The sequence below is a fragment of the Pseudomonas sp. FSL W7-0098 genome, assembly GCF_005930585.1.
In the GTDB taxonomy this organism is placed as follows: domain Bacteria; phylum Pseudomonadota; class Gammaproteobacteria; order Pseudomonadales; family Pseudomonadaceae; genus Aquipseudomonas; species Aquipseudomonas bubulae.
The window spans coordinates 306,677-331,110 of record NZ_RXHW01000005.1; the positions used below are offsets into that span (position 1 = coordinate 306,677).

At 57.0% G+C, this 24,434-nt stretch carries 18 protein-coding genes; 5 read left to right on the forward strand and 13 right to left on the reverse strand.

The annotated features are described in order from the left end of the window. Positions 1-63 precede the first annotated feature (63 nt). The 4 genes from astD to FHL07_RS11795 form a co-directional block, all read right to left on the reverse strand. On the reverse strand, positions 64-1,533 hold the full coding sequence (gene astD, locus FHL07_RS11775; protein WP_176465210.1) for a succinylglutamate-semialdehyde dehydrogenase: 1,470 nt from the start codon (positions 1,531-1,533) through the stop codon (positions 64-66). Beyond that, a complete protein-coding gene (gene astA, locus FHL07_RS11780) occupies positions 1,530-2,567 on the reverse strand; it encodes an arginine N-succinyltransferase (protein ID WP_138738509.1) in 1,038 nt (345 codons plus the stop codon). Before astA ends, astD begins: the two co-directional genes overlap by 4 nt. Before the next feature lie 55 nt (positions 2,568-2,622). After that, positions 2,623-3,642 (reverse strand): arginine/ornithine succinyltransferase subunit alpha, encoded by a 1,020-nt coding sequence (aruF, locus tag FHL07_RS11785; protein WP_095003233.1) that lies wholly within the window; start codon positions 3,640-3,642, stop codon positions 2,623-2,625. A 240-nt stretch (positions 3,643-3,882) separates the two neighbouring features. After that, positions 3,883-5,103 (reverse strand): aspartate aminotransferase family protein, encoded by a 1,221-nt coding sequence (locus FHL07_RS11795; protein WP_095019710.1) that lies wholly within the window; start codon positions 5,101-5,103, stop codon positions 3,883-3,885. Positions 5,104-5,705: 602 nt separating this feature from the next. On the opposite strand from FHL07_RS11795, the gene FHL07_RS11800 reads away from it, so the two are divergent. After that, complete coding sequence (locus FHL07_RS11800; RefSeq protein ID WP_138738511.1) at positions 5,706-10,610, forward strand: NEL-type E3 ubiquitin ligase domain-containing protein; 4,905 nt, start codon at positions 5,706-5,708, stop codon at positions 10,608-10,610. 2 nt (positions 10,611-10,612) lie between these two features. On the opposite strand, the gene argR is transcribed toward FHL07_RS11800, so the two are convergent. The 7 genes from argR to acs all read right to left on the reverse strand — a co-directional run bounded on the left by argR (position 10,613) and on the right by acs (position 18,344). Continuing rightward, the gene (gene argR, locus FHL07_RS11805; protein ID WP_095003236.1) at positions 10,613-11,593 is read right to left on the reverse strand and encodes a transcriptional regulator ArgR; all 981 of its coding nucleotides are present in this window, start codon (positions 11,591-11,593) and stop codon (positions 10,613-10,615) included. A gap of 115 nt (positions 11,594-11,708) precedes the next feature. Then, the gene (locus FHL07_RS11810) at positions 11,709-12,473 is read right to left on the reverse strand and encodes an ABC transporter ATP-binding protein (protein WP_095003237.1); all 765 of its coding nucleotides are present in this window, start codon (positions 12,471-12,473) and stop codon (positions 11,709-11,711) included. Positions 12,474-12,496: 23 nt separating this feature from the next. Beyond that, on the reverse strand, positions 12,497-13,609 hold the full coding sequence (locus FHL07_RS11815; RefSeq protein WP_095019708.1) for a succinylglutamate desuccinylase/aspartoacylase family protein: 1,113 nt from the start codon (positions 13,607-13,609) through the stop codon (positions 12,497-12,499). A gap of 3 nt (positions 13,610-13,612) precedes the next feature. Beyond that, entirely contained in the window at positions 13,613-14,311 is a 699-nt protein-coding gene (locus tag FHL07_RS11820) for an ABC transporter permease (RefSeq protein ID WP_138738512.1), read from the reverse strand. After that, positions 14,308-14,997, reverse strand: coding sequence for an ABC transporter permease (locus FHL07_RS11825; protein ID WP_095003240.1), 690 nt, complete (start codon positions 14,995-14,997; stop codon positions 14,308-14,310). The genes FHL07_RS11820 and FHL07_RS11825 overlap by 4 nt, the downstream gene beginning before the upstream one ends. Positions 14,998-15,102: 105 nt before the next feature. Continuing rightward, positions 15,103-15,876 (reverse strand): ABC transporter substrate-binding protein, encoded by a 774-nt coding sequence (locus FHL07_RS11830; RefSeq protein ID WP_095003241.1) that lies wholly within the window; start codon positions 15,874-15,876, stop codon positions 15,103-15,105. Between the two features lie 512 nt (positions 15,877-16,388). After that, positions 16,389-18,344 carry an acetate--CoA ligase gene (gene acs, locus FHL07_RS11835; protein ID WP_086798394.1) on the reverse strand — a complete coding sequence of 652 codons (1,956 nt, stop codon included), beginning with the start codon at positions 18,342-18,344 and terminating at the stop codon, positions 16,389-16,391. A 415-nt stretch (positions 18,345-18,759) separates the two neighbouring features. Between acs and FHL07_RS11840 the strand changes: the two genes are divergently transcribed. From FHL07_RS11840 to FHL07_RS11850, 3 genes are all read left to right on the forward strand, one after another. Further along, positions 18,760-19,023, forward strand: coding sequence for a DUF2790 domain-containing protein (locus FHL07_RS11840; RefSeq protein WP_095003243.1), 264 nt, complete (start codon positions 18,760-18,762; stop codon positions 19,021-19,023). A gap of 141 nt (positions 19,024-19,164) precedes the next feature. Beyond that, positions 19,165-19,422, forward strand: a complete 258-nt coding sequence (locus FHL07_RS11845; RefSeq protein WP_095019707.1) for a heme utilization protein — start codon at positions 19,165-19,167, stop codon at positions 19,420-19,422. Between the two features lie 503 nt (positions 19,423-19,925). After that, positions 19,926-21,176, forward strand: coding sequence for a ribonucleotide-diphosphate reductase subunit beta (locus FHL07_RS11850; protein ID WP_016782118.1), 1,251 nt, complete (start codon positions 19,926-19,928; stop codon positions 21,174-21,176). A gap of 79 nt (positions 21,177-21,255) precedes the next feature. Here FHL07_RS11850 and FHL07_RS11855 read toward each other — a convergent pair whose 3' ends face one another. After that, positions 21,256-22,302 carry a hypothetical protein gene (locus FHL07_RS11855; protein WP_138738513.1) on the reverse strand — a complete coding sequence of 349 codons (1,047 nt, stop codon included), beginning with the start codon at positions 22,300-22,302 and terminating at the stop codon, positions 21,256-21,258. 609 nt (positions 22,303-22,911) lie between these two features. On the opposite strand from FHL07_RS11855, the gene FHL07_RS11860 reads away from it, so the two are divergent. After that, positions 22,912-23,229 carry a helix-turn-helix domain-containing protein gene (locus FHL07_RS11860; RefSeq protein WP_095003246.1) on the forward strand — a complete coding sequence of 106 codons (318 nt, stop codon included), beginning with the start codon at positions 22,912-22,914 and terminating at the stop codon, positions 23,227-23,229. A gap of 9 nt (positions 23,230-23,238) precedes the next feature. Here FHL07_RS11860 and FHL07_RS11865 read toward each other — a convergent pair whose 3' ends face one another. After that, positions 23,239-24,267 carry an MBL fold metallo-hydrolase gene (locus FHL07_RS11865; RefSeq protein ID WP_095003247.1) on the reverse strand — a complete coding sequence of 343 codons (1,029 nt, stop codon included), beginning with the start codon at positions 24,265-24,267 and terminating at the stop codon, positions 23,239-23,241. Between the last annotated feature and the right edge of the window lie 167 nt (positions 24,268-24,434).

Here is a 24,434-nt window from a genome sequence, read left to right on the forward strand (position 1 = left end):
TGCTCGCGAATAGCCTTTAAGGTTTTCGCGAGCAGGCTCGCTCCCACAGGGTTGAGATAAGCGTTACGACATCCGCACGCCCGGGGTCAGCGCTGCTGGCAAAGCCAGGGTCGGCGTTTCAAGGGAAGCCACCGGGTATGCGCAATAATCCGCCGCGTAGTAGGCACTGGCGCGATGATTGCCCGACGCCCCGATACCACCAAATGGCGCACTGCTCGCCGCGCCGGTCAATTGTTTGTTCCAGTTGACGATACCGGCGCGGCTTTCGAGCCAGAACTGCTGGTAACGCGCTTCGGAATCCGACAGCAACCCGGCCGCCAGACCAAACGCCGTGTTGTTGGCTTCAGCAATCGCCGCATCAAAGTCAGCGTAGCGAATCACTTGCAGCAATGGCCCGAACAGTTCTTCGTCCGAACGATCGCCAACCTCTGTCACATCGATAATGCCCGGCGTCAGCAAGGCGGCATTGCTGTCTGGCTGGTGCATTTCCAGCAAGGCCACAGCCCCCGACCCCAGCAACACTTCCTGGGCATCCATCAAGGCGCGCGCTGCGCCAAGGGAAATCACCGACCCCATAAATGGCGCCGGCTGCTGATCGAAAGCACCCACTTCGATGCTCTGACTCACTTCAACCAGGCGCGTCAGCAGGCTGTCGCCCCATGCGCCTTGCGGCACCAGCAAGCGGCGGGCACAGGTGCAACGCTGCCCGGCGGAGATAAAGGCCGACTGGATGATGGTGTACACCGCTGCGTCCAGGTCCTCCACCTGATCGACCACCAGCGGGTTGTTGCCACCCATTTCCAGAGCCAGGATTTTGTCCGGGCGCCCGGCAAATTGCTGGTGCAGGGCATTGCCGGTGCGGCTCGAACCGGTGAAGAACAACCCGTCGATACCCGTGTGCGCCGCCAGGGCGATACCGGTGTCGCGTGCGCCCTGCAGCAGGTTGAGCACGCCCGCAGGCAGACCCGCTTCGATCCAGCACTTGACCGTCAGTTCGGCGACTTTAGGGGTCAACTCGCTCGGTTTGAATACCACGCTGTTACCCGCCAGCAACGCCGGAACAATGTGCCCGTTGGGCAAATGACCGGGGAAGTTGTACGGACCGAAAACAGCCACTACACCGTGAGGCTTGTGACGCAAAACGGCCGTGGCATCCCCCAGCGGTCCACTTTTTTCACCCGTGCGCTCGCGGTAGCTCTGTACCGAAATCGCCACTTTATTGATCATGCTGGTGACTTCGGTGGCCGACTCCCAGAGGGGTTTGCCGGTTTCTTCACCGATGCAGCGCGACAGTTCGTCGGCGTGGTTTTTAAGGCTTGCGGCAAACGCTTCGAGCACGCTCAGGCGCTGCTCGAAAGTCTGTTTGGCCCACTGCGGGAAAGCCTGGCGCGCAGCCTTCACGGCGGCATCCACTTGCCCGGCATCGGCACCCTTGCCAGCCCAAAGCACGTGCTGGGTAACCGGGTTCAGCGACTCCAAAGCCTCGCCCTGCCCGCTCTGCCAGGTACCTGCGATATACAACGTACTCATTATATTGACTCCCGTGGGGCCATTGACTGGGCGGACAAGGCAACGGCGCGCACCTGGTCGCCCGCGCTCAGTTGCAGGCGTTTGGCGGTCAGCGGGTCGACCACCAGGGTGCCAGCAGCCAGCCGCGCAGGGGCGGCCGTGATGCGGCAATCTTCGCGTTTGCGGTTGTGCATCAGGTAAGGCGTTGCGTCGTCACCCGGTGTGCCAATAGCCAGCACCAGCGCTTCGCTGTCGCGCACTGCGCGGATCTTGCTGGTTTCACACTCAACCGCCGGGCCTGCGTCAAAAATATCGACGTAGCCCTGATAACTGAAGCCTTCGCTTTTAAGCATGTTCAAGGCCGGTTCGGTGTGGGTATGCACCTTGCCGATCACCGCTCGGGCATCTTCGGACAGGAAACAGGTGTACACCGGGAACTTGGGCATCAACTCGGCGATAAAGGCTTTGTTGCCCACGCCGGTCAGGTAGTCGGCCTGGCTGAACTCCATTTTGAAAAAGTGCCGGCCCAGGCTTTCCCAGAATGGCGAGCGGCCACTTTCATCGGACATGCCACGCATTTCGGCAATGATCTTGCTGCCAAACAGCTCCGGGAACTCGGCGATAAACAGCATCCGCGCCTTGGCCAGCAGGCGGCCATTGAGCCCGGTACGGTAATCGGCACTGAGGAACAATGAGCACAGCTCGGAGTTGCCGGTCAGGTCATTGGCCAGAAACAGGGTCGGGATTTCGCGGTAAATATTCAACTCTTGAGAGGCGCTGACCGTCAGGCCCACACGGAAGTTGTACCAGGGCTCACGCAAGCCCACGGCACCGGCAATGGCGGAAATACCCACCACTTTGCCATCGTCGTTTTCGAGCACAAACAGATAGTCCGCATCGCCACGCTCGGCTTCGCCACGGAAGGTTTTCTCAGCCCAGGTGACCCGATGCAGCAAGCGCTCTTCGTTGGCCGGCAAGGTGGTCAGGCCGGTGCCGGTGCTGCGTGCCAGCTCAATCAGGGCCGGTAAATCGCTGTTGCGTACAGGACGAACGATCATGCTATCTCCTTGGACGGGGCTCGCTGACGACCCCCGCGAAACTCGCTCAAACGCGTTATACCGCTACCACTCGTACGCTGGCACCTTCGCCAACACCAAGTGCTTCGGCCGCTTCCAGATCCAGCGTGACCGGTTTGCCCGGCGCCCAATCCAGCTCCAGCAATACGGCGCGGTAATCCTGTAGCTGGGCATTGGCCACCAGATACTGACGTCCACCGCCTGTGCTCAGTGCGCCGATCTTGACCGGAACCACGCGGCTCTGGGCGATTGAGCGGATGCCCGAAACCCGGGCATGCAAGGTCGGGCCACCGTCGAAAATATCGATGTAGTGATCGGTCTCGAAACCTTCGCGCATCAGGATGTCAAAGGTGATCTGCGCACGCGGGTGGACTTGCCCCATGGCCTCTTGGGCGGTGTCAGGCAGCAGCGGCACGTAAATCGGGTAATGCGGCATCAGCTCGGCAAGGAAGGTGCGGCTTTTAAGCCCGCACAGACGCTCGGCGGCGGCATAGTTCAAGTCGAAGAAGTTGCGGCCAATGGCGTCCCAGAACGGCGAGTCGCCATTTTCATCGCTGTAGCCAACGATCTCGGTGACCACGGAGTCGGCAAAACGCTCCGGGTGGTTGGCCACAAACAGCAGGCGGCCACGGGAGTTGAGTTCGGACCAGGCCGACCCCACCAGTTCCGGGACCACATAAAAACTGGTCAGCAGGCTGTTACCGGTCAGATCATGGCACTGCGACAGGACGTGAATCTTGTTGTGAATCTTAAGTTCGCGGGAGGCGTGCACGAACGTCTCGTTACGGAAGCTGTAAAACGGCTCCGAATAACCGGCCGAGGCCACGATCGCCGAGCACCCCACCAACTTGCCGGCAGCGGTGTCTTCAAGGACGAAAAAATAGCTTTCTTCGCCATTGAAGCTCACTTCGGCAGCGAACGAGGTTTCAGACGCGGCGATCTTGTCGCGCAGGCGTTCGATATCGTCCGGCAATGAAGTGACACCAATCGGGCTGTCCGCAGCCAGACGCTGTACCTCGCCCAGATCAGCCATTTGCGCAGGGCGCATCACCAGCATGGTGTCACTCCTTAATCCTTGAATTACATAGAGGGGTATAGGCCGAACAGTCGAGTACACCCGGGATTTCAACTGTGGGAGCGGGCTTGCTCGCGATGACGTCACTGCGCCGTGACTGACACACCGCGCTGCCTGTATCGCGAGCAAGCCCGCTCCCACATTGAAAGCCCTGTGCATTGAGCCTGGCCCGGCACATTAAATTCGGTTCGACGCCCGGCAAGCCGGGCGTCGAGGTCACACTCAGGCTTGCGTCAGATTCTTTACGGCACGTTCGAAGCGGTTCAGACCTTCTTCGATATCGGCCTCCTCGACCACCAGACTTGGTGCGAATCGAACCACGTCGGGGCCGGCCTGCAGAATCATCAGGTTTTCTTTTTCAGCGGCATTGAAGATGTCCTTGGCGCGGCCCTTCCAGGCATCGTTCAGCACACAACCCAGCAGCAGGCCCATGCCACGCACTTGAGTGAACAGGCCGTATTGCTGGCCGATTTGCTCAAGGCGGGTCTTGAACAGGTCATGCCTGGCCTTGACGCCTTGCAGTACCTCTGGCGTGTTGATCACATCGATTACCGCATTGCCGACTGCACACGCCAGCGGGTTACCGCCGTAGGTGGTGCCGTGGGTGCCGACAACCAGATGCTTGGCCAGCGCTTCGGTGGTCAGCATGGCTGCGATCGGGAAACCGCCGCCCAGGCTCTTGGCGCTGGTCAAAATATCCGGGGTCACGCCGTAATGCATGTAGGCAAACAGCTCGCCGGTACGACCCATGCCGGTTTGAACTTCGTCAAACACCAGCAACGCATTGTGCTGGTCGCACAGTTCGCGGGCGCCTTGCAGGTAAGCCTGCTCGGCCGGCAGCACGCCGCCTTCGCCCTGGATCGGCTCCAGCACCACTGCGCAGGTCTTGTCCGAAATCGCCGCTTTCAGCGCATCAAGGTCGTTGAACGGAACATGGGTAATGCCGGTGATTTTCGGACCAAAACCGTCGGAGTACTTCGACTGCCCGCCCACGTTCACGGTGAATAGCGTGCGGCCGTGAAAGCTGTTGAGCGCGGCGATGATTTCGTACTTCTCGCTGCCGAAACGGTCATGGGCGACACGACGGGCCAGCTTGAAAGCGGCTTCGTTGGCTTCAGCGCCCGAGTTGCAGAAGAACACACGCTCGGCAAAGGTCGAGTCCACCAGTTTTTTCGCCAGGCGCAACGCCGGCTCGTTGGTGAACACGTTGGACACATGCCAAAGAGTATTCGCCTGCTCAGTCAAGGCACCGACCAATGCCGGATGCGCATGGCCAAGAACGTTAACGGCAATGCCGCCCGCGAAGTCGATCAGCTCCCGACCGGCCTGATCCCACACTCGGGAACCGGCACCACGCACAGGAATAAAGGCTGCAGGCGCGTAGTTGGGAACCATGACCTGGTCGAAATCGGCGCGTTGCACCGGGGCTTGCTCAACGGACATCGGAGTCTCCTGAAGAGGAACGCCTGCCTAAACTGGCGAGCGATGGGGGGATTGTAGGGACACATCGGGAGCACGCCTTGTCGCCAAGCGACAACTTCTTATAGCGCCAAACCACGATTTACAAAGGCATTACGACAATGCGACATATTCCGTCACAAAGGCGCAGTTTAAACGCTGGGGCGTCTTTGCGGCAGCACTCTGGCGCGCTGATTTGCCCGGAAAACGCGAGTTTTTGCCGATCACCGCCGGATCTGTACGTATGGGTGCTAAATATGTATGGATTGATCGCTGATTGTTGATGCAAAGCCTCCGCCAGCCAGCAAATATTTGCGCTTTTTAACGGGCTCGTACTGGCGGATCTTGAAGGTACTCCATCAGGACATACGAGTACCGGACATGCCCGATCCAACACCTCTTGCGCCCCTGAAACCGCCCCCTGAAAAAGGGTTAACAGCGGCGAACCGACTCCAGACCATCCCCCACTTCACGACCATTGCCGAGGCCATGCCGCCCTGGGCCGACCGACCCTGAACGCATTGAAAGGGACGTCCCCCAGCCTTCACCCAACCTTGAGGACCCTCACGCCCGCTCAGGGCGACACCTTGCGCAAAACGTTTGCAGCGCGATGGGCCGCCCGCAACGATGTTGAAAAAGACCTGGCAAGGGTCGTAGATGTTCACGGGTTTGCGGCGCCCTTGCTGAACAACCTTATTAAACGCCAATATCAGCTGGACCTGGATGTACACAACACCTTTATCAATCTGTATATCCCGAACTACCTGCCTGTCATCGGCCTGCGCGAAAGCGGTACCACGACCTGGCGCGTGTCCCTGCTAGACGCGGCCCTGCACAACTTTGAACTGCATGAAACCCTGCCCTATGCCTACCTCTCAGGCTCGGGGTATATCAGCCGCCCCGATGCCCAGGGGCATTTCAAGCAGCTCAATCACATCACCGAGCACATGCCCGTGCAGGCGTTCACGGCCTTGTGCCGAACACTGAATCTGGGCGCCCGCTACAAGGACCATCTCACGCGCCATCTGGGTCTTGACGATCATGGCAGGCAGTTAAGGCTGAAAAACAAAATACTGGACAGTCAACGCGCCGACCTGAAGGCCGATCTGACCTACGCCGTGATGACCAGACAGATCGGCCTGCCCCTGTATGAGTCACTGGATGCCTTTCTCATAGGCCTGGACAACCGTTGGCTGACCTATCGCCTGACAGTGCTCTCCCTCGACATCGAAAGCCCGCTGATCTTCATGCCGGTACATCAACGATCGGTAGTTGCGTACATACCCCACGACCCCCTGCATCCGGTCAAGGAGTACTCATCGATCGGCGAGTGCATGGCGCATCTGACCGAACGCCTGAAAAGCACTTCCTACCAGCATTTCTTCAGCCGCTTCGTCGCCCACGACCGATTGGGGGCTTTTCTGGAGGGTCTTAAAAGAACCTACTGGCAGGTCATCCCCGACACCCCCATCGCACCGGGCGCAACGCTACCAGACGCACTGGTTGCGCAAACCCTGATACCGATCGAAAAACCCGCGATTGAATACCTGCTGGTGCCGATACCTGATGACCTCTGGGAAACGCTTTACAGCAGACAACTGGCAAAAATTTTCAACGATGCCAAAAGCCTCGCCGTGTCGACCGATGCCGAAGACCGCAAAACCCGTGAGGCACGCCTTGAACGCCTGAAAGGCATTGGCATGGCACTGCTGAATGCCGCAGCCTTTGTCATCGCGCCTTTTGTACCTGTCGTCGGCGAACTGATGCTGCTGCAAATGGCCTGGCAACTGCTGGACGACACCTATGAGGGTATCCACGACTGGGTGCAAGGCAAGACCACTGAAGCATTCGAACACCTGTTCGGGGTGCTGGAGAGCGGTATCCAGGCAGGTTTTTTTGCGGCGGGCACAAAAGTGCTGGGAGGCTTGCTGCCCAAGCCATCCGCCTTTGTACAAGGCATGAAACCTGTCACCTGCAACGATGGCGCCACTCGATTGTGGAACCCTGACATCAGCGCCTACCACCACGACCTGGCCCTGCCCGAACACCTCGCGTCCGACGAACTGGGCCTGCAGTACCACCAGGACAAAACACTGCTGACCCTCAGTTCCGGGCAGCAAGCCCGACACACGCTGGTACTGGACAAGACCGAAAGCGCCGGCCCTTATACCTTGCGTCACCCGACACGGCCCCACGCCTACGGCCCCCGGATGCAGCACAACGGTGAAGGCGCCTGGCTGATGGAGGGTGAGCGCCCGCAAACCTGGCAAGGCTCGATCCTTATGCGTCGGCTCGGCCCTGTCGCCGAGGGCTTCAGCGATGCCGAGCTGGAGAAGCTGCGAATTATCAGCGGCACCGATGAAGGCGTGTTGCGAAGGGTTCACCTGCATAACGAACCGACTCCGCCTCTGCTCAAAGACTGTATGGCACGACTGAGGATCCAAAAACAAAATATCGAGGACATCACCCGTATTCGCCAAGGGCGAGCCCTTTCAACCAAGGGGAACTGGCTGGAAAGCCTGCCCACCGAATTACCCGGCTGGCCGCCAGACAAAGCCCTGAATGTCTTTGTCGATGAAACCCTCAGTGGCATGGCCCATGTCTACGGTGCCCCCGAGGCACTCCCCGAGGACTCTCTCAGGATTTCTCAGCAGGACATCAAGAACGGCAAACTGTGGCCCCTGATTGTCGATAACTTCAACACGCCTCAACTCGATGCCCTGCTGGGCCCGCGCGCAACAAAGACAGAAGCCGTCAACACCCTGCAGGCCAAGGTGTCCGACTACGCCCGGCAACGACGGGAAGACATCTTCGACCATCAGTACGCCAGGGAGCGCCAGACAAAAAACCCGGCAGCGCGATTGATAGAAAGCACCTTTGCGCACCTGCCCACCCCTGTCACCCAAGCGCTGCTTGAGACCACCAGCACGCTCGAGAAAACCACCCTCCTCGAGAATGGCAGAATCCCCCTGAGGGTAAAAAATCTGGCCACCGAGCTGGAACACCAAACCCGCATAGCTCACGCCCAGGAGGGACTGCTTGAAGATGACCTGCTGACTCCAGACGGCGAAAAACTGGCCATAAACACCCTGAAAACCTACACCGATGCGATCCACGACCTTCATCTCGAGGTGCGCGATCTGGTCTTTGACGGCACCTTGCGCTGCAGCCATGCCCCCAAGGACGCCAGGCACACCCGAATACTGGTTCGTAAAGGTCCGGACGCCTATGAGACCTACGATGGCGAGCATGCCCTGCTGCATCCAGCCTCGCGCTTTCACGGTGCGCTGATGAAGGCGCTCCCCGAACGCAACAGCGAGCACCTGAAATCCAGGTTCGCCATTGGCCAGAACTTCAAACAATGGCTGGCAGATAAGTACAGCGCCCCCGATGAAATCCGAACGGCACTTGATCTGCCATCCCCGGCAGCTTGCGTGGCAACCGAAAGCGAAACCCTGTTGCGCGGCGCCGCCAGCAGCCGGGTCAATACCACGCCTGCAGCCAATCCCTTGCAGGAACGGGTCAAGGCCCTCTACCCCTATCGAAATAACGACGAGATAGCGTTGATCACGGCGCGAATCGACAGCGAGCAGGCCCTTGAACACCTGCGCGCCACCGAGGAGGAAAAAGACCAGCTTTTCGAGACACTGGACAACTGGATCAGCGCTGCGATCGGCGTCACCACCGACAACGCATTGCCACCCAACCTTCATGGTTTAAGGCGCCTGATAGGCTCCAGAATAAAGAACTCCTGGCTATCGGCCGACAAGGTCCATATCAACAAAACAGGACAGGCTGCCATAGTGGCCGAACTGGACTTCAGCAGCACCCTGTTCGGCCATGCCGGCACCGACAGCCTGGTTTTAAGCCGCCCCCTGAGCCATGTAGGCCTGCTGAGGCTCGACGATTGCAGCTTTTCCCCAAACCAGGGCGACTTCCTGACCTACTTTCCCAATCTGAAGGTACTTTCGCTCAACGCCAACGACCTTGAAACCCTGCCCGAGACACTCGATACACTGCCGCACCTCAGGTCGCTGCACCTTGCCCATAACCGCCTGACCCTGAACGCCGGGATGCAGAGTCAGCTCAAGCACCTTACCCGTCTTCAACACCTTGATCTGGGTCACAACCCTCTTGGCAGCCCTTTGGCCGTGGGGCATATGCCCGAACTCAGGACACTGGTACTGGAGAACACCCGCATCACTCAATGGCCCCCGGGGTTGTTCGACCAGCCACGACCGAAGGCTTTCAAATTGAACCTGCTGGGTAATGAGATCCATACCGTGCCCGACTACCCCGATCAATCGGCCGAATCCTGGTTGATTGCCAATGCCCGCCTTGAACGCCAGAAGCTCGACCTGGAGAGTCAGGACCGTGTCACTCAGTATCGCCGCGCCCTTGGCCTAGACCCTCATCGCACTTATCCGCCACGAGGGTCAGAGCAAAGCTCATTCTGGTTGTTCGGCCCCCCCGGGTCACAGGTATCCATGCAGGAACTCTGGGAGACTCTAGAGCACGAGCATGGCTCACAGGGGTTTTTTGAAGTCATCGCCCGAATGGAAATCCCCCCGGACGTATTTGAAACACCCTCTGACCAAATTGCCTATCAGGAAGGCCTGGGAGATTTGACGCAGAAAGTCTGGCGCTTGATCGATGCTGCCAGTAACGACACCCGCATGCGCGAGCTACTGTTCACCATGGCCAGTTCGCCCACCAATTGCGCCGACGCCGGCGCCCAGATATTCAATGCCATGGGCCTGGAAACCATGGCCCATGAGTTCTATAACGCCCGAAGCACACCGCTGGAACTGGAAAAAAACCTGATAACGCTGGCACGCGGCAAGGCCCGGCTGGCCAAGATCGGTGACATTGCCCGGGCTGATGTGGCGCAACGCGTCAGGCCTGTGAGTGAGGGCGGCCAGGGCTTGAGGTTTACCAGCGAAGTGATCGATGGTGCGCCCGGAACGGTCGACGAAGTCGAAGTCCACACCGGCTACCAGACCCGGCTGAGCACAAGCCTCGAACTGCCCTGGGTACCTAACTACATGGTCTACAGGATGACTGCCCAGGTGGGCGATACGGAGTTTGTCAGGGCCTATCGCCTGATTCATGAGGGCGAAGCCGGTGACGGGCTGGTCAATCAGATCCTTGATGTGCCCTTCTGGGAGACCTACCTGAACAAAACTTACGCCTCGGAACTGGACGCCAACGCCAGCCTCTTCGAACAGAAGGCCGAGTGGCTCGAGCAGCTCAGGGAGCTGCAGGATAATTGGGTTCGCTCGGATACGCGCCTGGAGCAGCGCCATGCAGGGCAGCGTGTCGAGCTGCAGGAACTCGCCCTAAAACTGGCAGTGCCTGAGCCTCAGGTATTCACCTCCGAGCCCATGAATGACAGGTTCTACTACCGGATCTACAGCCAGATCGCCGATGAACGCAAAGAGCTCAGCCGGCAGTTGACCCGTCAGGCTCTGACCAAAGCCAGGCTGACCTGACCTCAGCCGCGCTCGGCCGGGGCCGAAGACAACTCGAAAGGGCTGCTGCTACGGCGCTGATTGCGATCTTCACGGGGAGTCGCACCAAAGAAGTTGCGATAGGCGCTGGAGAAATGCGGCCCCGACGAGAAACCGCAGGACAAGCCGATCTGGATGATCGACTTGCTGGTTTGCATCAACATCTGCCGGGCTTTATTCAGGCGCAGTTCGAGGTAGTACTGACTCGGCACGCGATTGAGGTACTGCTTGAAGATACGCTCCAACTGACGACGGGAAACGCACACATGCTGGGCGATTTCGTCGGTGGTCAGGGGCTCTTCAATATTGGCCTCCATCAGCAACACAGCCTGGGTCAGCTTGGGATGGCTGGAGCCAAGACGGTTCTGCAGCGGGATACGCTGACGCTCACCGCCTTCACGGATGCGCTCGACCACCAGCTCCTCGGACACCGCACCGGCCAGTTCGGCACCATGATCGCGAGCCAGCACCGCCAGCAACAAATCGAGTACCGACAGCCCGCCGCAAGCGCTCAGGCGATCACGATCCCAGTCGAACAAATGACTGGTGGCGATTACTTTGGGGAAGCGCTCGGCGAAATCGTCCTGCCAGCGCCAGTGCACGGCCGCACGGTAGCCATCCAGCAAACCCAATTGCGCCAGCGGGTAGACACCCGCCGACAGCCCGCCAATCACGCACCCTGCCCGCACCAGTTGCTTGAGCGCACTGCTCAGGGCCGAGGTCAGGGCGGCAGGCGGCTCATCCGCCAGCAAAAACAGCTTTTGGCAACCTTCAAGCTTGCCGTTCCAGGGCTCACCCGGCAATTGCCAGGCTCCTTCAAGCGGTGCCTCGGCCTGCAAGAACAACAACTCGTAGACGACTTCAGGATGCACGCGCTGGGCAACACGCAACGCTTCCTCGGCCAGCGCCAGAGTCAAGGCTTTGGTGCTGGGCCAAATGAGGAAACCAATTCGATGGGCGGTCATGGCGTGCTATCCGGAACGAAAACGGGAATAAAACCTGTGCACCCAGCCTGGGCCAGCTACGCGGGATGCGGAGCATGACCTATTTTGGTGCACAGCGGCAGTCTTAAAATTGCAGTTATTTCAAGCTGCCCGACAGAAACTGCTGCAACCGCTCGCACTGCGGGTTAACCAGCACTTCACGCGGGTCACCGCTTTCTTCGACAATACCTTTATGCAGAAACACCAGTTGGTTCGACACTTCACGGGCAAAACCCATTTCGTGGGTCACCACCACCATGGTGCGACCTTCCTGGGCCAGATCCTGCATCACCTTGAGCACATCACCCACCAGCTCAGGGTCAAGGGCCGAGGTCGGCTCGTCAAACAGCATGACCTCAGGCTCCATCGCCAGCGCACGGGCAATTGCCACACGCTGCTGCTCGCCACCGGACATATGCCCCGGGTAAGCATCCTTGCGGTGCGACACGCCTACTTTCTGCAGGTAATGCTCAGCCTTGTCACGGGCTTCGGCCTTGGACATGCCCAGTACATGCACCGGCGCTTCCATGATGTTTTCCAGCGCGGTCATGTGCGACCACAGGTTGAAATGCTGGAACACCATCGACAGGCGCGAGCGCATGCGCTGCAACTGCTTGGGATCGGCGGCCTTGAGCGCGCCGTCCTTGTTGGCAATCAGCTTGAGCTCTTCACCATTGAGCAGGATCTTGCCTGCATGGGGTTGCTCGAGCAGGTTGATGCAACGCAAAAAGGTACTTTTGCCGGAGCCACTGGAACCGATGATGCTGATCACATCACCTGCCTTGGCGGCCAGCGAAACGCCTTTGAGCACTTCATGACTGCCATAGCGTTTATGCAGGTCTTGGACTTCAAGTTTGTACATGCTGTCGGTTCTCACAAAAACAGTCAGTCGTTGAGCAAGCGCCCGTGACGCAAAGGCTTGCGCCCCGCCACTTTAGCCAGCCAGAAACCGGGTTGGGCATAGCGCAGTCGCTCAACGGCAAATAACACACCGGCGGTGCCCGCGCATACCGTACTGACCCGGTCAGATAAAGGATCAATCACTTCAAACAGCGGCTCGCCGGGCTCAACCCAGGCGCCCACCGGACGTAAAAAACTCACCACACCGGGGTGCGGTGCAAACAACAACTCAGTGCCTTCAAATGGCATGCCTTCACATGCCTCATGCTGCGCTGCAGGCCAGTCACCTGTGATCAGGCCCTGTTCGGCCAGAAACGCCAGAATGCCCTCGGCATAAGCCTCGGCCTGCGGGCGGCCGGTGTCCGCCTGCCCGCCCAGCTCCAGGGTGGTCGACATGCAGGCCAAAGGGATCTGCGCATCGGCAAACTGGCGCTGCAAACGCAGCCAGGGCACTGAGCAGGCTTCATCGAAGGAGCTGCCACCCGAGTCTTCAGCCAACAGACCAACCCGCACATCCAGATGCGCAGCCAGCGAACGCCACTGCGGCCAATGCTGGGGCAAGGCGTACAGATGCAGTGCGGCATCGGTCTCGCAGTGCAGATCCAGGACAATGTCTGCATCACAGGCATGACTCAACAAAACACGCTGCATACCTTGCAACTGACTGACCGGATCTGGCAACTCGGACAATATATCAAGCATTGTCTGACGGATCAGTCGGGTGTTGGCGTGAGGATCATCCCCCAGGCGACCTGCCAGCCTCTGCGCTACCGGCTCACTCAACTCGACGAAATCGCGGTTGAAGTTTTTGCCGCTGCCAAACTCGAAACGTCCCTGATGACTGCCTTGCAGCAACTGGCCGAGCCCCAGGGGGTTGGCCACGGGCACCAGTTCGATCACGCCATTCAAAGCACCCCGGGCTTCAAGTTCGCTCAGGCGCTTTTTCAGTTCCCAGGCACAACGCATGCCCGGCAGTTCGTCTGCATGCAGGCTGGCCTGGATATAGGCTTTGCGCTCACCTTCACCGAAACGGAACACCGTCAAGTGACGCTCGGAACCCAGGCTGCTCCAGGGCAGCAGGTGATCGATACGCTCCATGACTCAGGCCTTGCGCGGGGCCATATAGCCCAGCCAGCGGCGCTCGGCCAGTTTGAACAGGCGCACCAGAATGAAGGTCAGGCACAGGTAGAAAGCACCGGCCGTGATGTAGGCCTCAAACGGCAGGTAGTACTGGGCATTGACGGTACGCGCAGCGCCCGTAATGTCGATCAGGGTCACGATGGAGGCCAGACTGGTGGTCTGCAACATCATGATCACTTCATTGCTGTATTGCGGCAGAGCCCGGCGCATGGCCGACGGCAGCAAAATGCGGCGATACATCTTGGAACGGGACATGCCCATTGCCTTGGCCGCTTCAATCTCACCATAGGGCGTGGCCCGCAGGCTGCCGGCTATGATTTCGGCGGTATAGGCGCTGGTATTGATGGCAAACGCCAGGCAGGCACAGAAGGTGGCACTGGACAACAGCGGCCACATAAAGCTGTCACGAATTACTTCGAACTGGGCCAGCCCGTAGTAGATCAAGAACAGCTGCACCAGCATCGGCGTGCCGCGAATCACGTAGGTGAACAGCCAGGCCGGAAAGTTGACCCAGGCCTGCTTGGAGACCCGCATCAACCCCAGCGGCACAGCTGCCAGCAGGCCGAAAAACAGCGAGATACCCAGCAGTTTCACGGTTTCCAGCATGCCGCTCAAGTACAGCGGCATGCTGGCCCAGATGACGTTGTAGTCAAAGATCATAGATCAGCCGCCCTTACGCCTACCGAGTAGCGCTTCTCAAGTTGTCGCAATGCCAGCAGCGAAACACTGGTCAGTACCAGGTACATCGCCGCAACGGCCAGGAAGAAGGTGAACGGCTCGCGGGTGGCATCAGCCGCCTGCTTGGCCTTGAACATCATGTCTTGCAGGCCCACCACCGAAATCAGTGCAGTCGCCTTGGTCAACACCAGCCAGTTATTGGTAAAGCCAGGGATCGCCAGGCGAATCATCTGTGGCACCAATACCCGGAAAAACACCTGAAACGGACTCATGCCATAAGCCATGCCGGCTTCAGCTTGCCCCTTGGGAATGGCCATGAAGGCCCCACGAAAGGTCTCGGACAGGTAGGCACCAAAAATGAAGCCCAGGGTGCCGATACCGGCCGCCAACGGATTCAAGTCAATGTAATCGTCGTAACCCAGCATCGGCGCAACGCGATTGAGCAGGTCCTGACCGCCGTAGAAAATCAGCAAAATCAGCACAAGGTCGGGAATCCCGCGGATTACCGTTGAATACAGATCGCCCATCCAAGCCAGCCAACGTACCGGCGACAAGCGCAACGAAACACCGATCAGACCTAGAACAATGGCCAGGGCCATGGACGACAAGGCGAGCTGAAGCGTCAGCCAAGCGCCATCGAGGATGACAGCCCCGTAGCCTTTCAACATGATTCCGGCCCTCTAAAAAATAGCTCGAAAATGGGGGAATAAAAAATGGCGCAAACTTCAGAGATTCTGTCGCTTGCGCCATTTCGGACGTACCGCTGCGATGTATTACTGACCGTAAATATCGAAGTTGAAGTACTTGTCCTGGATTTGCTTGTACTTGCCGTTTTCACGCAGAGCCGTGATAGCAGCGTTGATCTTGTCTTTCAGGGCGTCGCCCTTGCGTACGGCGATACCCACGCCATCACCAAAGTACTTGACGTCGGTGAATGCCGGGCCTGCGAATGCGTAGCCTTTGCCAGCCGGGGTCTTCAGGAAACCGTCTTCCAGCAGGGTGGCGTCTGCAACGGTGCCGTCGAGACGACCCGCTTCCACGTCCAGGTAGATTTCGTTCTGCGAGCCGTAAGGAACGACAACGGCACCTTTAGGCGCCAGAACTTCCTTGGCGAAACGGTCGTGAATCGAGCCGCGCTGTACGCCGATTTTCTTGCCTTTGAGTTCATCAAGGCTGTCGCTGACCACAGTACCTTCCTTCATCACCAGGCGCGCTGGCGTCAGGTAGTACTTGTTGGTGAAATCAACGGACTTCTTGCGGTCTTCGGTGATGGACATCGAGGACAGGATTGCGTCGATTTTGCGCACTTTAAGTGCCGGGATCAGGCCATCGAATTCTTGCTCGACCCACACGCACTTGACCTGCATCTGCTCGCACAGTGCATTACCGATGTCGTAGTCAAAACCCACGATACTGCCATCCGGGGCTTTGGAAGCGAACGGAGGGTAAGCCGCTTCAATACCAATTTTCAGAGGTTTGTCAGCAGCAAAAGCCTGCAGGGACAGCACGGACAGTGCCAGGGCGCCAAGAAGCACGAGTTTCTTCATCTTAGGACTCCATCGGTAAAGGCAATAAAAGCAGAGTGAGCCTGAGCCCAATATGCGGAGGTTAAACCGGGAATGCGGCGCCACGTCCTACTGGCGTTGCACTGTGACCAGCACAACAACGACGAGCGGGTGATCGGCATTCTAACGACAGGCTTCAAGCCGTTATTTCTTCAATGCGACAACTAGTTACAGATGCACCGAAAAAAGCGACTCCAGGCATTGACAGCTCTTCATGTTTATGCAAGAGCAAAAGACATAGAACCTATGTGAGTTGCAAATAGCGGGCCTATTATTCGCAAAGCCTTCTATTCCGGCAAGTGCAGCGTTTCATCTTATTTATTCAGGAGCCGAAAAGGGCTCTAAAACGGTGCTTTGAGTATCAGAAGGCCCCGCTAACGGGCAACCGGTTACATCTGCGGTAACACATAGTCGGCTCCCACAGGATCTGCAGTTGCCCAATAAAAAGCCCCGCCAGGTTATGCCGGACGGGGCTTGGTGACCTTCAGGCCGTGTTAGGCGACCTTCATGCCTTTATGGGTATCGATCAAGTGCTGCACCACACCCGGGTCAGCCAGAGTAGAAATATCACCCAGACCGTCGTATTCGCCGGTAGCTATCTTGCGAAGGATACGACGCATGATTTTGCCCGAACGGGTTTTCGGCAGGCCGGGCGCCCACTGGATGACATCCGGCGAAGCGATCGGACCGATCTCTTTGCGCACCCAGTTTTTCAATTCAAGGCGCAACGCCTCACTTGGCTCTTCGCCACCATTGAGGGTGACATAGACATAAATCCCCTGCCCTTTGATGTCATGGGGCACGCCAACCACTGCAGCCTCTGCCACTTTAGGGTGGGCCACCATTGCGCTTTCGATTTCAGCAGTCCCCATCCGGTGGCCGGACACGTTGAGCACGTCATCTACACGACCGGTGATCCAGTAGTAACCGTCTTCGTCACGACGCGCGCCGTCGCCGGTGAAGTACATGCCACGGAAGGTCTTGAAGTAGGTATCGACGAACCGGTCGTGATCGCCATACAAGGTGCGCGCCTGTCCAGGCCAGGAGTCCAGAATCACCAGGTTACCTTCAGCGGCCCCTTCTATAAGGTTGCCAAGGTTATCCACCAGCCCCGGCACCACACCAAAGAACGGACGCGCTGCAGAGCCTGGCTTGAGTGCATGCGCCCCAGGCAGCGGGCTCATCATGCAAGCGCCGGTTTCGGTCTGCCACCAGGTATCCACAATCGGGCAACGCTCTTTGCCGACCGTAGTGTAGTACCAGTTCCAGGCCTCAGGGTTGATCGGCTCACCCACCGAACCCAGCAAGCGCAAGCTGGAGCCATCGGCATCCTTAACCGCCGCCTGACCTTCGGCCATCATCGCGCGAATGGCTGTAGGCGCGGTGTAGAGAATATTGACCTTGTGCTTGTCGACAATTTTCGAAACGCGGGTAATGTCCGGGTAGTTCGGCACACCTTCGAACAGCACGGTGGTTGCGCCGTTGGCCAATGGCCCGTAGACGATATACGTGTGACCGGTCACCCAGCCGACGTCCGCCGTGCACCAGTACACCTCGCCCGGGCGGTAGTCGAACACGCGTTCGTGGGTCAACGCCGCATAGAGCAGATAGCCACCCGTGGTGTGCTGCACACCTTTGGGCTTGCCGGTAGAGCCGGAGGTATAAAGGATAAACAAGGCTTCTTCTGCGCCCATTTCTTTCGGGGCGCAGTGAGTCGAGGCCACGGCCATCAGGTCGTGGTACCAGATATCACGATGCTTGTACCAGGCGATGTCCCCGCCGGTACGCTTGAACACGATGATCTTCTGAACGCTGGAGGTATCCGGGTTGGTCAGTGCCACATCGACATTGGCCTTGAGCGCGGTACGCTTGCCGCCACGCAGGCCTTCGTCAGCGGTGATCACTACCTTGGATTTGCAGTCGATGATCCGGCCGGCCAGCGCCTCTGGCGAGAACCCACCAAATACAACCGAGTGGATTGCACCGATCCGGGTACACGCCAGCATGGCGACCACAGCCTCAGGCACCATCGGCATATAGATGGTGACTACGTCACCCCGGTGCACATCCTGACCGCGCAAGGCGTTGGCCAGCTTGCACACCTCTTCGTGCAGCTCACGGTAGGTAATGTTGCGCTGCTCGGAAGGATCATCCCCTTCCCAAATGATGGCCACTTGATCGCCGCGCTCGGCAAGGTGACGGTCCAGACAGTTGTAGGAAACGTTGAGAGTGCCGTCCGCGAACCATTTGATATCGACATGATGATCGTCGAAAGAGGTCTGTTTGACGGTGGTAAAAGGCTTGATCCAGTCGAGGCGCTTTGCTTGTTCGCGCCAGAAGCCATCCGGGTTGACGACGGACTGCTGGTACATCGCCTTGTAGGTCGCCTCGTCAGTCAGCGTATTGGCAGCGACTTCAGGGCGTACGGGATACAGGGAAGCGGCACTCATGTTTCATACCTCAATGCTTGTAGTTGTTGTTTTATGACCCTGTTTTAGCCGGGCCAGGCCGTGAGATCCATTCGACGTTGGTAGTAAGAAACACGCAGAAAAGTCATGGTTTTTCTGCGCAAGGCTCAAGCACAGTACTTACAGCGATTTCCTGCTCGTCACGCGCCTTGTAAACGTCAGAAATGAGCTCTGTTTTCGACGATTGTTGCAGAAACTGTCAACAGTCTTTATCAAAACTCCCTCTATATGCCCGCACGGCACAGGCCTAAAATTCATCTCGCCAACCAAGGCACCGCGATTAACCCAAGTTACAGCCCCCACGAAGGCAAGTTAAGTCGCTCTTCAATACTCAGTTTCACGCACAGCCTCACAAGGGCTGTGTGACCCCACTCGACCTAAAACAGGTAACTCTGAAATGAAAGCGTTGTTAGTTCTGGCCCTGAGCAGTGTGTGTCTGACCGCCATGGCTGAGGAAGTGAACACACAAGCTGCGCACCCGCAACCTGCCGTCGAACAGTATTCCTACTCATCCGAACTGGACATCGCCAAAGTGATTTCCATGAGCGAAATCCCCAGCGTTTGCGAAGTTGTGCCGGCCCAGATGGTCTACGAAGACTCGCAGGGCAAGCAGCACACTCTTGAATACCGTGTCATGGGCAACGGCTGCTCCAACGGCTGATTAATAATCTGCGATTTATTCCAGCGTTAATCAACTCACTTATTCACGCGAACCAACGCGGTGTTTAATTGCAACTTTCAACCTCGCTTATATAACTTTGAAACGTTGCCCGCCGCGCATGTATCGCCCGGGAATTATCTAATGAAACGTTCTTTGATAGTGGCTTTCAGTTTGTCTGTTCTGGCCAGTTCAGCTTTTGCCGCTGACGGTTATGACCGTACCCACGCCGCCACTTTTACTGAAGATGGCTACAACAGCACCCGCTCGGCCAATTTTGCCGAAGACGGCTATGACAGCACCCGCTCGGCCAGCTTTGCCGAAGACGGCTATGACAGCACCCGCTCGGCCAGCTTTGCTGAAGACGGCTATGACCGTACCAACGGCCATCGTCTCAGCTAACACCGCTTCGACCTGACGCCCGGTAGCTGCCGGGCGTGGTCTGCCTTGCAACAAATCTCCCTTCCCTCCCGCTCATGCCACAGGTCATTTGGTCGCCCAGACCCATGACAAAAAAACTTCTGCCCCGGCAAACCCTCGCCCAGCCGCAGCCTTGCTTAAGCCCTGGACAAATTTAGGGCGTTTCGTCGCATCTCCAGCAAAAAAACTGGCTGAAATACCTTGTGCAAAAGCCTTATACTGCGGCCATCAAAAAGGCTTGGCATATCCCCTTCGCGGGCTAAAAAACCACGCTGCTACGGCCTCAAGGCCCAGGGCAAGTGCAGGCACGACCTCCTTCCCTGAACGACAGCGGTACAAGCCAACGTACACATTCATGTTTTTGCGTGAGCACAACGCTACTGCAAGCAACATTTCTTAGATCCAAGTGGCCTATGGCCGCGTAAAAACCAAACCATAAGTGTTTTCACGCAGCTATCAGGCCCTCACGCAGGAGACGACACGTCATGCTGAGCTGGGACGAATTCGACAAAGAAGACGAAGGCGAAGTCGCTGTTAAAGGCGCCAACGCAGGCCACGCAACCGAAGCCAACATGGACCGCCTCGACGCCGCTGGCGGCGTAGCTGCCCAGGAAGCCCGCGCAGTCACGGCTACCGACTCGGCCGCGATCATTCGTGCCAAAGCCGCGCTGGACAACCTCGACATTGCTGAAGGTCTGGCCGAACTCGAAGGCGCTTCCGCCCGTGTAGCGGTTGACGAAAAAATGATGATCAACTGCCGCGCCGACCTGAACCAGCTCGTACCGTTCAAGTACGACTGGGCGTGGCAGAAATACCTGGACGGTTGCGCAAACCACTGGATGCCGCAAGAAGTCAACATGACCGCCGACATCGCCCTCTGGAAAAACCCGGAAGGCCTGACCGACGACGAGCGCCGCATCGTGATGCGCAACCTGGGCTTCTTCTCGACTGCCGACTCCCTGGTTGCCAACAACCTGGTACTGGCCGTATACCGCCTGATCACCAACCCGGAGTGCCGCCAGTACATCCTGCGCCAGGCTTTCGAAGAGGCGATCCATACCCACGCCTACCAGTACTGCATCGAATCGCTGGCCATGGATGAAGGCGAGATCTTCAACATGTACCACGAGATCCCGTCGGTTGCTAAAAAAGCTACCTGGGGCCTGAAATACACCCGTTCGATCTCTGATCCGAAGTTCGAAACCGGTACTGTCGAAACCGACAAAGAGCTGCTGCGCAACCTGATCGCCTACTACTGCGTTCTGGAAGGCATCTTCTTCTACTGCGGCTTTACGCAGATCCTGTCGATGGGTCGTCGCAACAAAATGACCGGGGTTGCCGAGCAGTTCCAGTACATCCTGCGCGACGAATCCATGCACCTGAACTTCGGCATCGACGTGATCAACCAGATCAAAATCGAAAACCCGCACTTGTGGGACGCTGAAATGAAGGAAGAAGCTTCGCAGATGATTCTGCAAGGCACCCAGCTGGAAATCGAATACGCACGTGACACCATGCCACGCGGCGTATTGGGCATGAACGCAGCGATGATGGAAGACTACCTCAAGTTCATCGCCAACCGCCGCCTGTCGCAAATCGGCCTGAAAGAAGAATACCCGGGCACGACTAACCCGTTCCCATGGATGAGCGAAATCATGGATTTGAAGAAAGAGAAAAACTTCTTCGAAACACGGGTCATCGAATACCAAACCGGCGGTGCATTGAGCTGGGATTGATACACCGGGTTGGTTAAAGCCACACCGGGTAAATAAAAAGGGCCAACCATGTTGGCCCTTTTTATTGGCATCGAAATTTTCAATTACCCTTTATTAAACTCAAAAAGCCGGAATCCGCCTGCCATAGTGCGGCGAGTTTTGTGTGAGACTTTCCAGCAGCTTCCAGATTTCTCAGTTCTTCAACGGCTACAGCCCACCAAAGAGGCGTACACGCCTCAAGATAGGGTAATTGGCTACCCGCCTTACCCAGCAGATAGAGTTTGGCAATTTTTCGAGAGGTACTGCATTGCCCCCTCAATTTCCACCTCAGCTGTAAACGGTGACGCAGCGAGACCCTGGGAAGACGGTCAGGAACGGCAAATGATGCTTGCGGTAAACCCTCACGATAGCCCTCACCCTGCTTATTAAAAAAAGCCCGGTACATTGCATGGTGATAGTGCTTCACCGAGAAGTAATGATTAATGCAGTCATTGGCCGCAATCACTTTTCGACCATGCAGCATAAACGATATAGCAATTTGCTCAATCGTAAGAAGTGTTGCTCCATGATGAGCCCATTGATCAATCAAACAAATTACACCTTCAAAAATATGACCGTTGGTTTTGGTCATCCCGCAAACCCCGCTATTGAACAGCTTCAACCACGGTGCGGGGGCTTTATTTTCAGCGTCGAGCTGTGTAACCAGTTTACGAAACCCCAGACGCCGGGAAGCATCTGCCCAGCTCAACTCAAACTTATCCATCAAAAAATGATTGTCAGAGACCCGTTTAAACAACTGGGCCGGGTCTTTGAAAAAAACCGTATCGGTATCAACGAAAATGGTTTTGCCAGACAGCGCAACGCCCGCCTGGATAGCGTAAGCCTTACGCCGGTGATAATAACCGCCTGCCCCTTGCCAGGCGTCCAGCACCTCAACGCTCAGAGGCAACACGCTCACAGGCCAGCCATCAAATGCCTCAGGCTGATCAGTCATCAGTGTGATCGTAAAGTCAGCCGGATCTTTTCTGTAGCGCAACGCCGACAAAATACTGAATTTTGCTTCAAGCCGATAAACTTCTTTGCCGCCATACAGCAAATACAGGAGTTGATTGATACTGTTGGTGGGCTCACCTATGGCTTCCATCATCTTTTTTATACCGTTCTTGCAGATAAGGGTAAACGTTTAAACAGTCATCATCCGACTACTGAAAAACTGTTTAAAAGTTCTCTTTTACATTAACCGCACACACCCAGCGACAGAGAAAACCCCAGATACCTTTTGCAACTGACTTATTACTGATTTTCGCCGCAAGGCTCCCACCCTGAACACAACGTGGGTGTCTTCGTAGAAGGTGATGGCTGCTACAACAGTTACAAGTGTGCAAACTTTATGGGCATTATATTTTGATAGCGTCAATGTGCAGGCTAAGCACTGGGACATCCCTGATATGGGAACCAGTCTTAAGCTTATTTAAAATAAAAGAGTTAGGACGTTTCTGATTTCAACGAAGAAAGCTCTGCTAACCGTGCCCCCGCGATGACGTGAGCAACATGGGCGTTTTCCGCGAAAAGATTACACACACCCCACTATCGAAATTTTCGACCCATGCTCTTCGCGCAAAAGCTCATAAAAATGCAGCCAGACAACAGATTTCGCCCCTCGGCACTTATCAAAAAATGAGTTTGTTCCGGCACCAAGATAGCTGTATAAAAACACAGTACATTTTCAAGCACTGACTCAGCCCTGGAGAAACCCATGCCTCATTCAGCCACGCGCAGTACGTTTGAACGTATCGTCATCAATCAATTTACCCCGCTGCACTGCTCGCAGGCCCGCGAAATGCTGGGCTGGAATCGCGAGTACCTGAGTGAGCAGTCCGGGGTTTCAGTCTCGGCCATTGAACGCTTCGAGTCACAAGCCCCCGTTCGCGACGTAACCCGGCTGGCCCTGGCCTATAGCCTTGAGGCGCAGGGCCTGGTGTTCTTTCCCGGCTTTACCCCCGGTCGCGGGGGAAATGTTCGCGGCACAACACCAGACCCGATGGGGCGCGAAGATTTTGCTCTGATCGAGTGAAATACGGCCCTATTGCCCTGGGGTTTCTACCTCAAGCCACCAGGCACGGCCCCGGTGAGGGGTTAGCAGATTGAAAGCCTCACCCATTTGTGGCGTTGTAATCAGCACTTTGCGTTGCTCTGCCAACGCCACAATGCGCTCAAACGGCTCGAACCAGGCATGAAAAGCCAGATCAAAGGTGCCGTTGTGAATAGGTAACAACCAACGCCCGTTGAGGTCGTTGTGCGCTTGCAGGCTGTGTTCGGGCTGCATATGCACATCGGGCCAGTCGGTGTTGTAGGCACCCGTCTCCATCAGGGTCAGATCAAATGGCCCAAACTGCTCGCCGATCAGCTTGAAACCGTCGAAGTAACCTGAGTCTCCACTGAAGAAGATTCGCACGTCATCAATGATCATGACCCAGGATGCCCAAAGCGTCTGGTTATGATCAAACAGGCCGCGGCCTGAAAAGTGCTGGGAAGGAGTCGCGATAAAGCGGATACCTGCAAGTTGGGTGCCCTGCCACCAATCCAGTTGCTGAACCTTGCTGGCTGGTACTCCCCATTTGACCAGCAAGTCGCCCACACCCAGCGGCGCCAAAAACTGCTGTGTTTTGGCGGCCAGTTGCAATACGGTTTTTTGGTCCAGGTGATCGTAATGATTGTGGGAAAGAATCACTGCTTCCAGTGGCGGGAGCTCATCAAGGCTGATGGGCGGCGCATGGAAGCGCTTGGGGCCAGCCCACTGGAACGGCGATGCACGCTCAGCATAGACCGGGTCGGTCAACCAGTACTTTCCCTTAAGCTTGAGCAGCAGAGTCGAGTGACCCAACCGGTACACACTGAAATCCGCAGCCTCGTCCAATTGCTCACGGGTCAGCGGTTTGACCGGGATCACACCTGCAGGGCGAGTGCTCGCAGGCTTTTGGAATATCATTCTCCAAAAAATGCCCAAGGTTTTGCCGATACTGGAAGGCGGCCTGACGCCAGCATTTTGAAATGCACCTTTATGACGCTCAGCGGGCTTAGGCCCCTCTGCACTGCTTGAGTCGAGTGCCATGGCTTGAAGGCTCCAGTCAAAAGTGATTAATACTCTGTTTACAGGCCTGTTAGAGGATGATCGACATTCTACTGGCATCCTTCTGCGCCGCAGCTTGCCCTCGACTTAATAAGCTAATCTAGTCCCCATAACTGTTTCAGAATTTTCGGAACAGATGGGGTGTATTC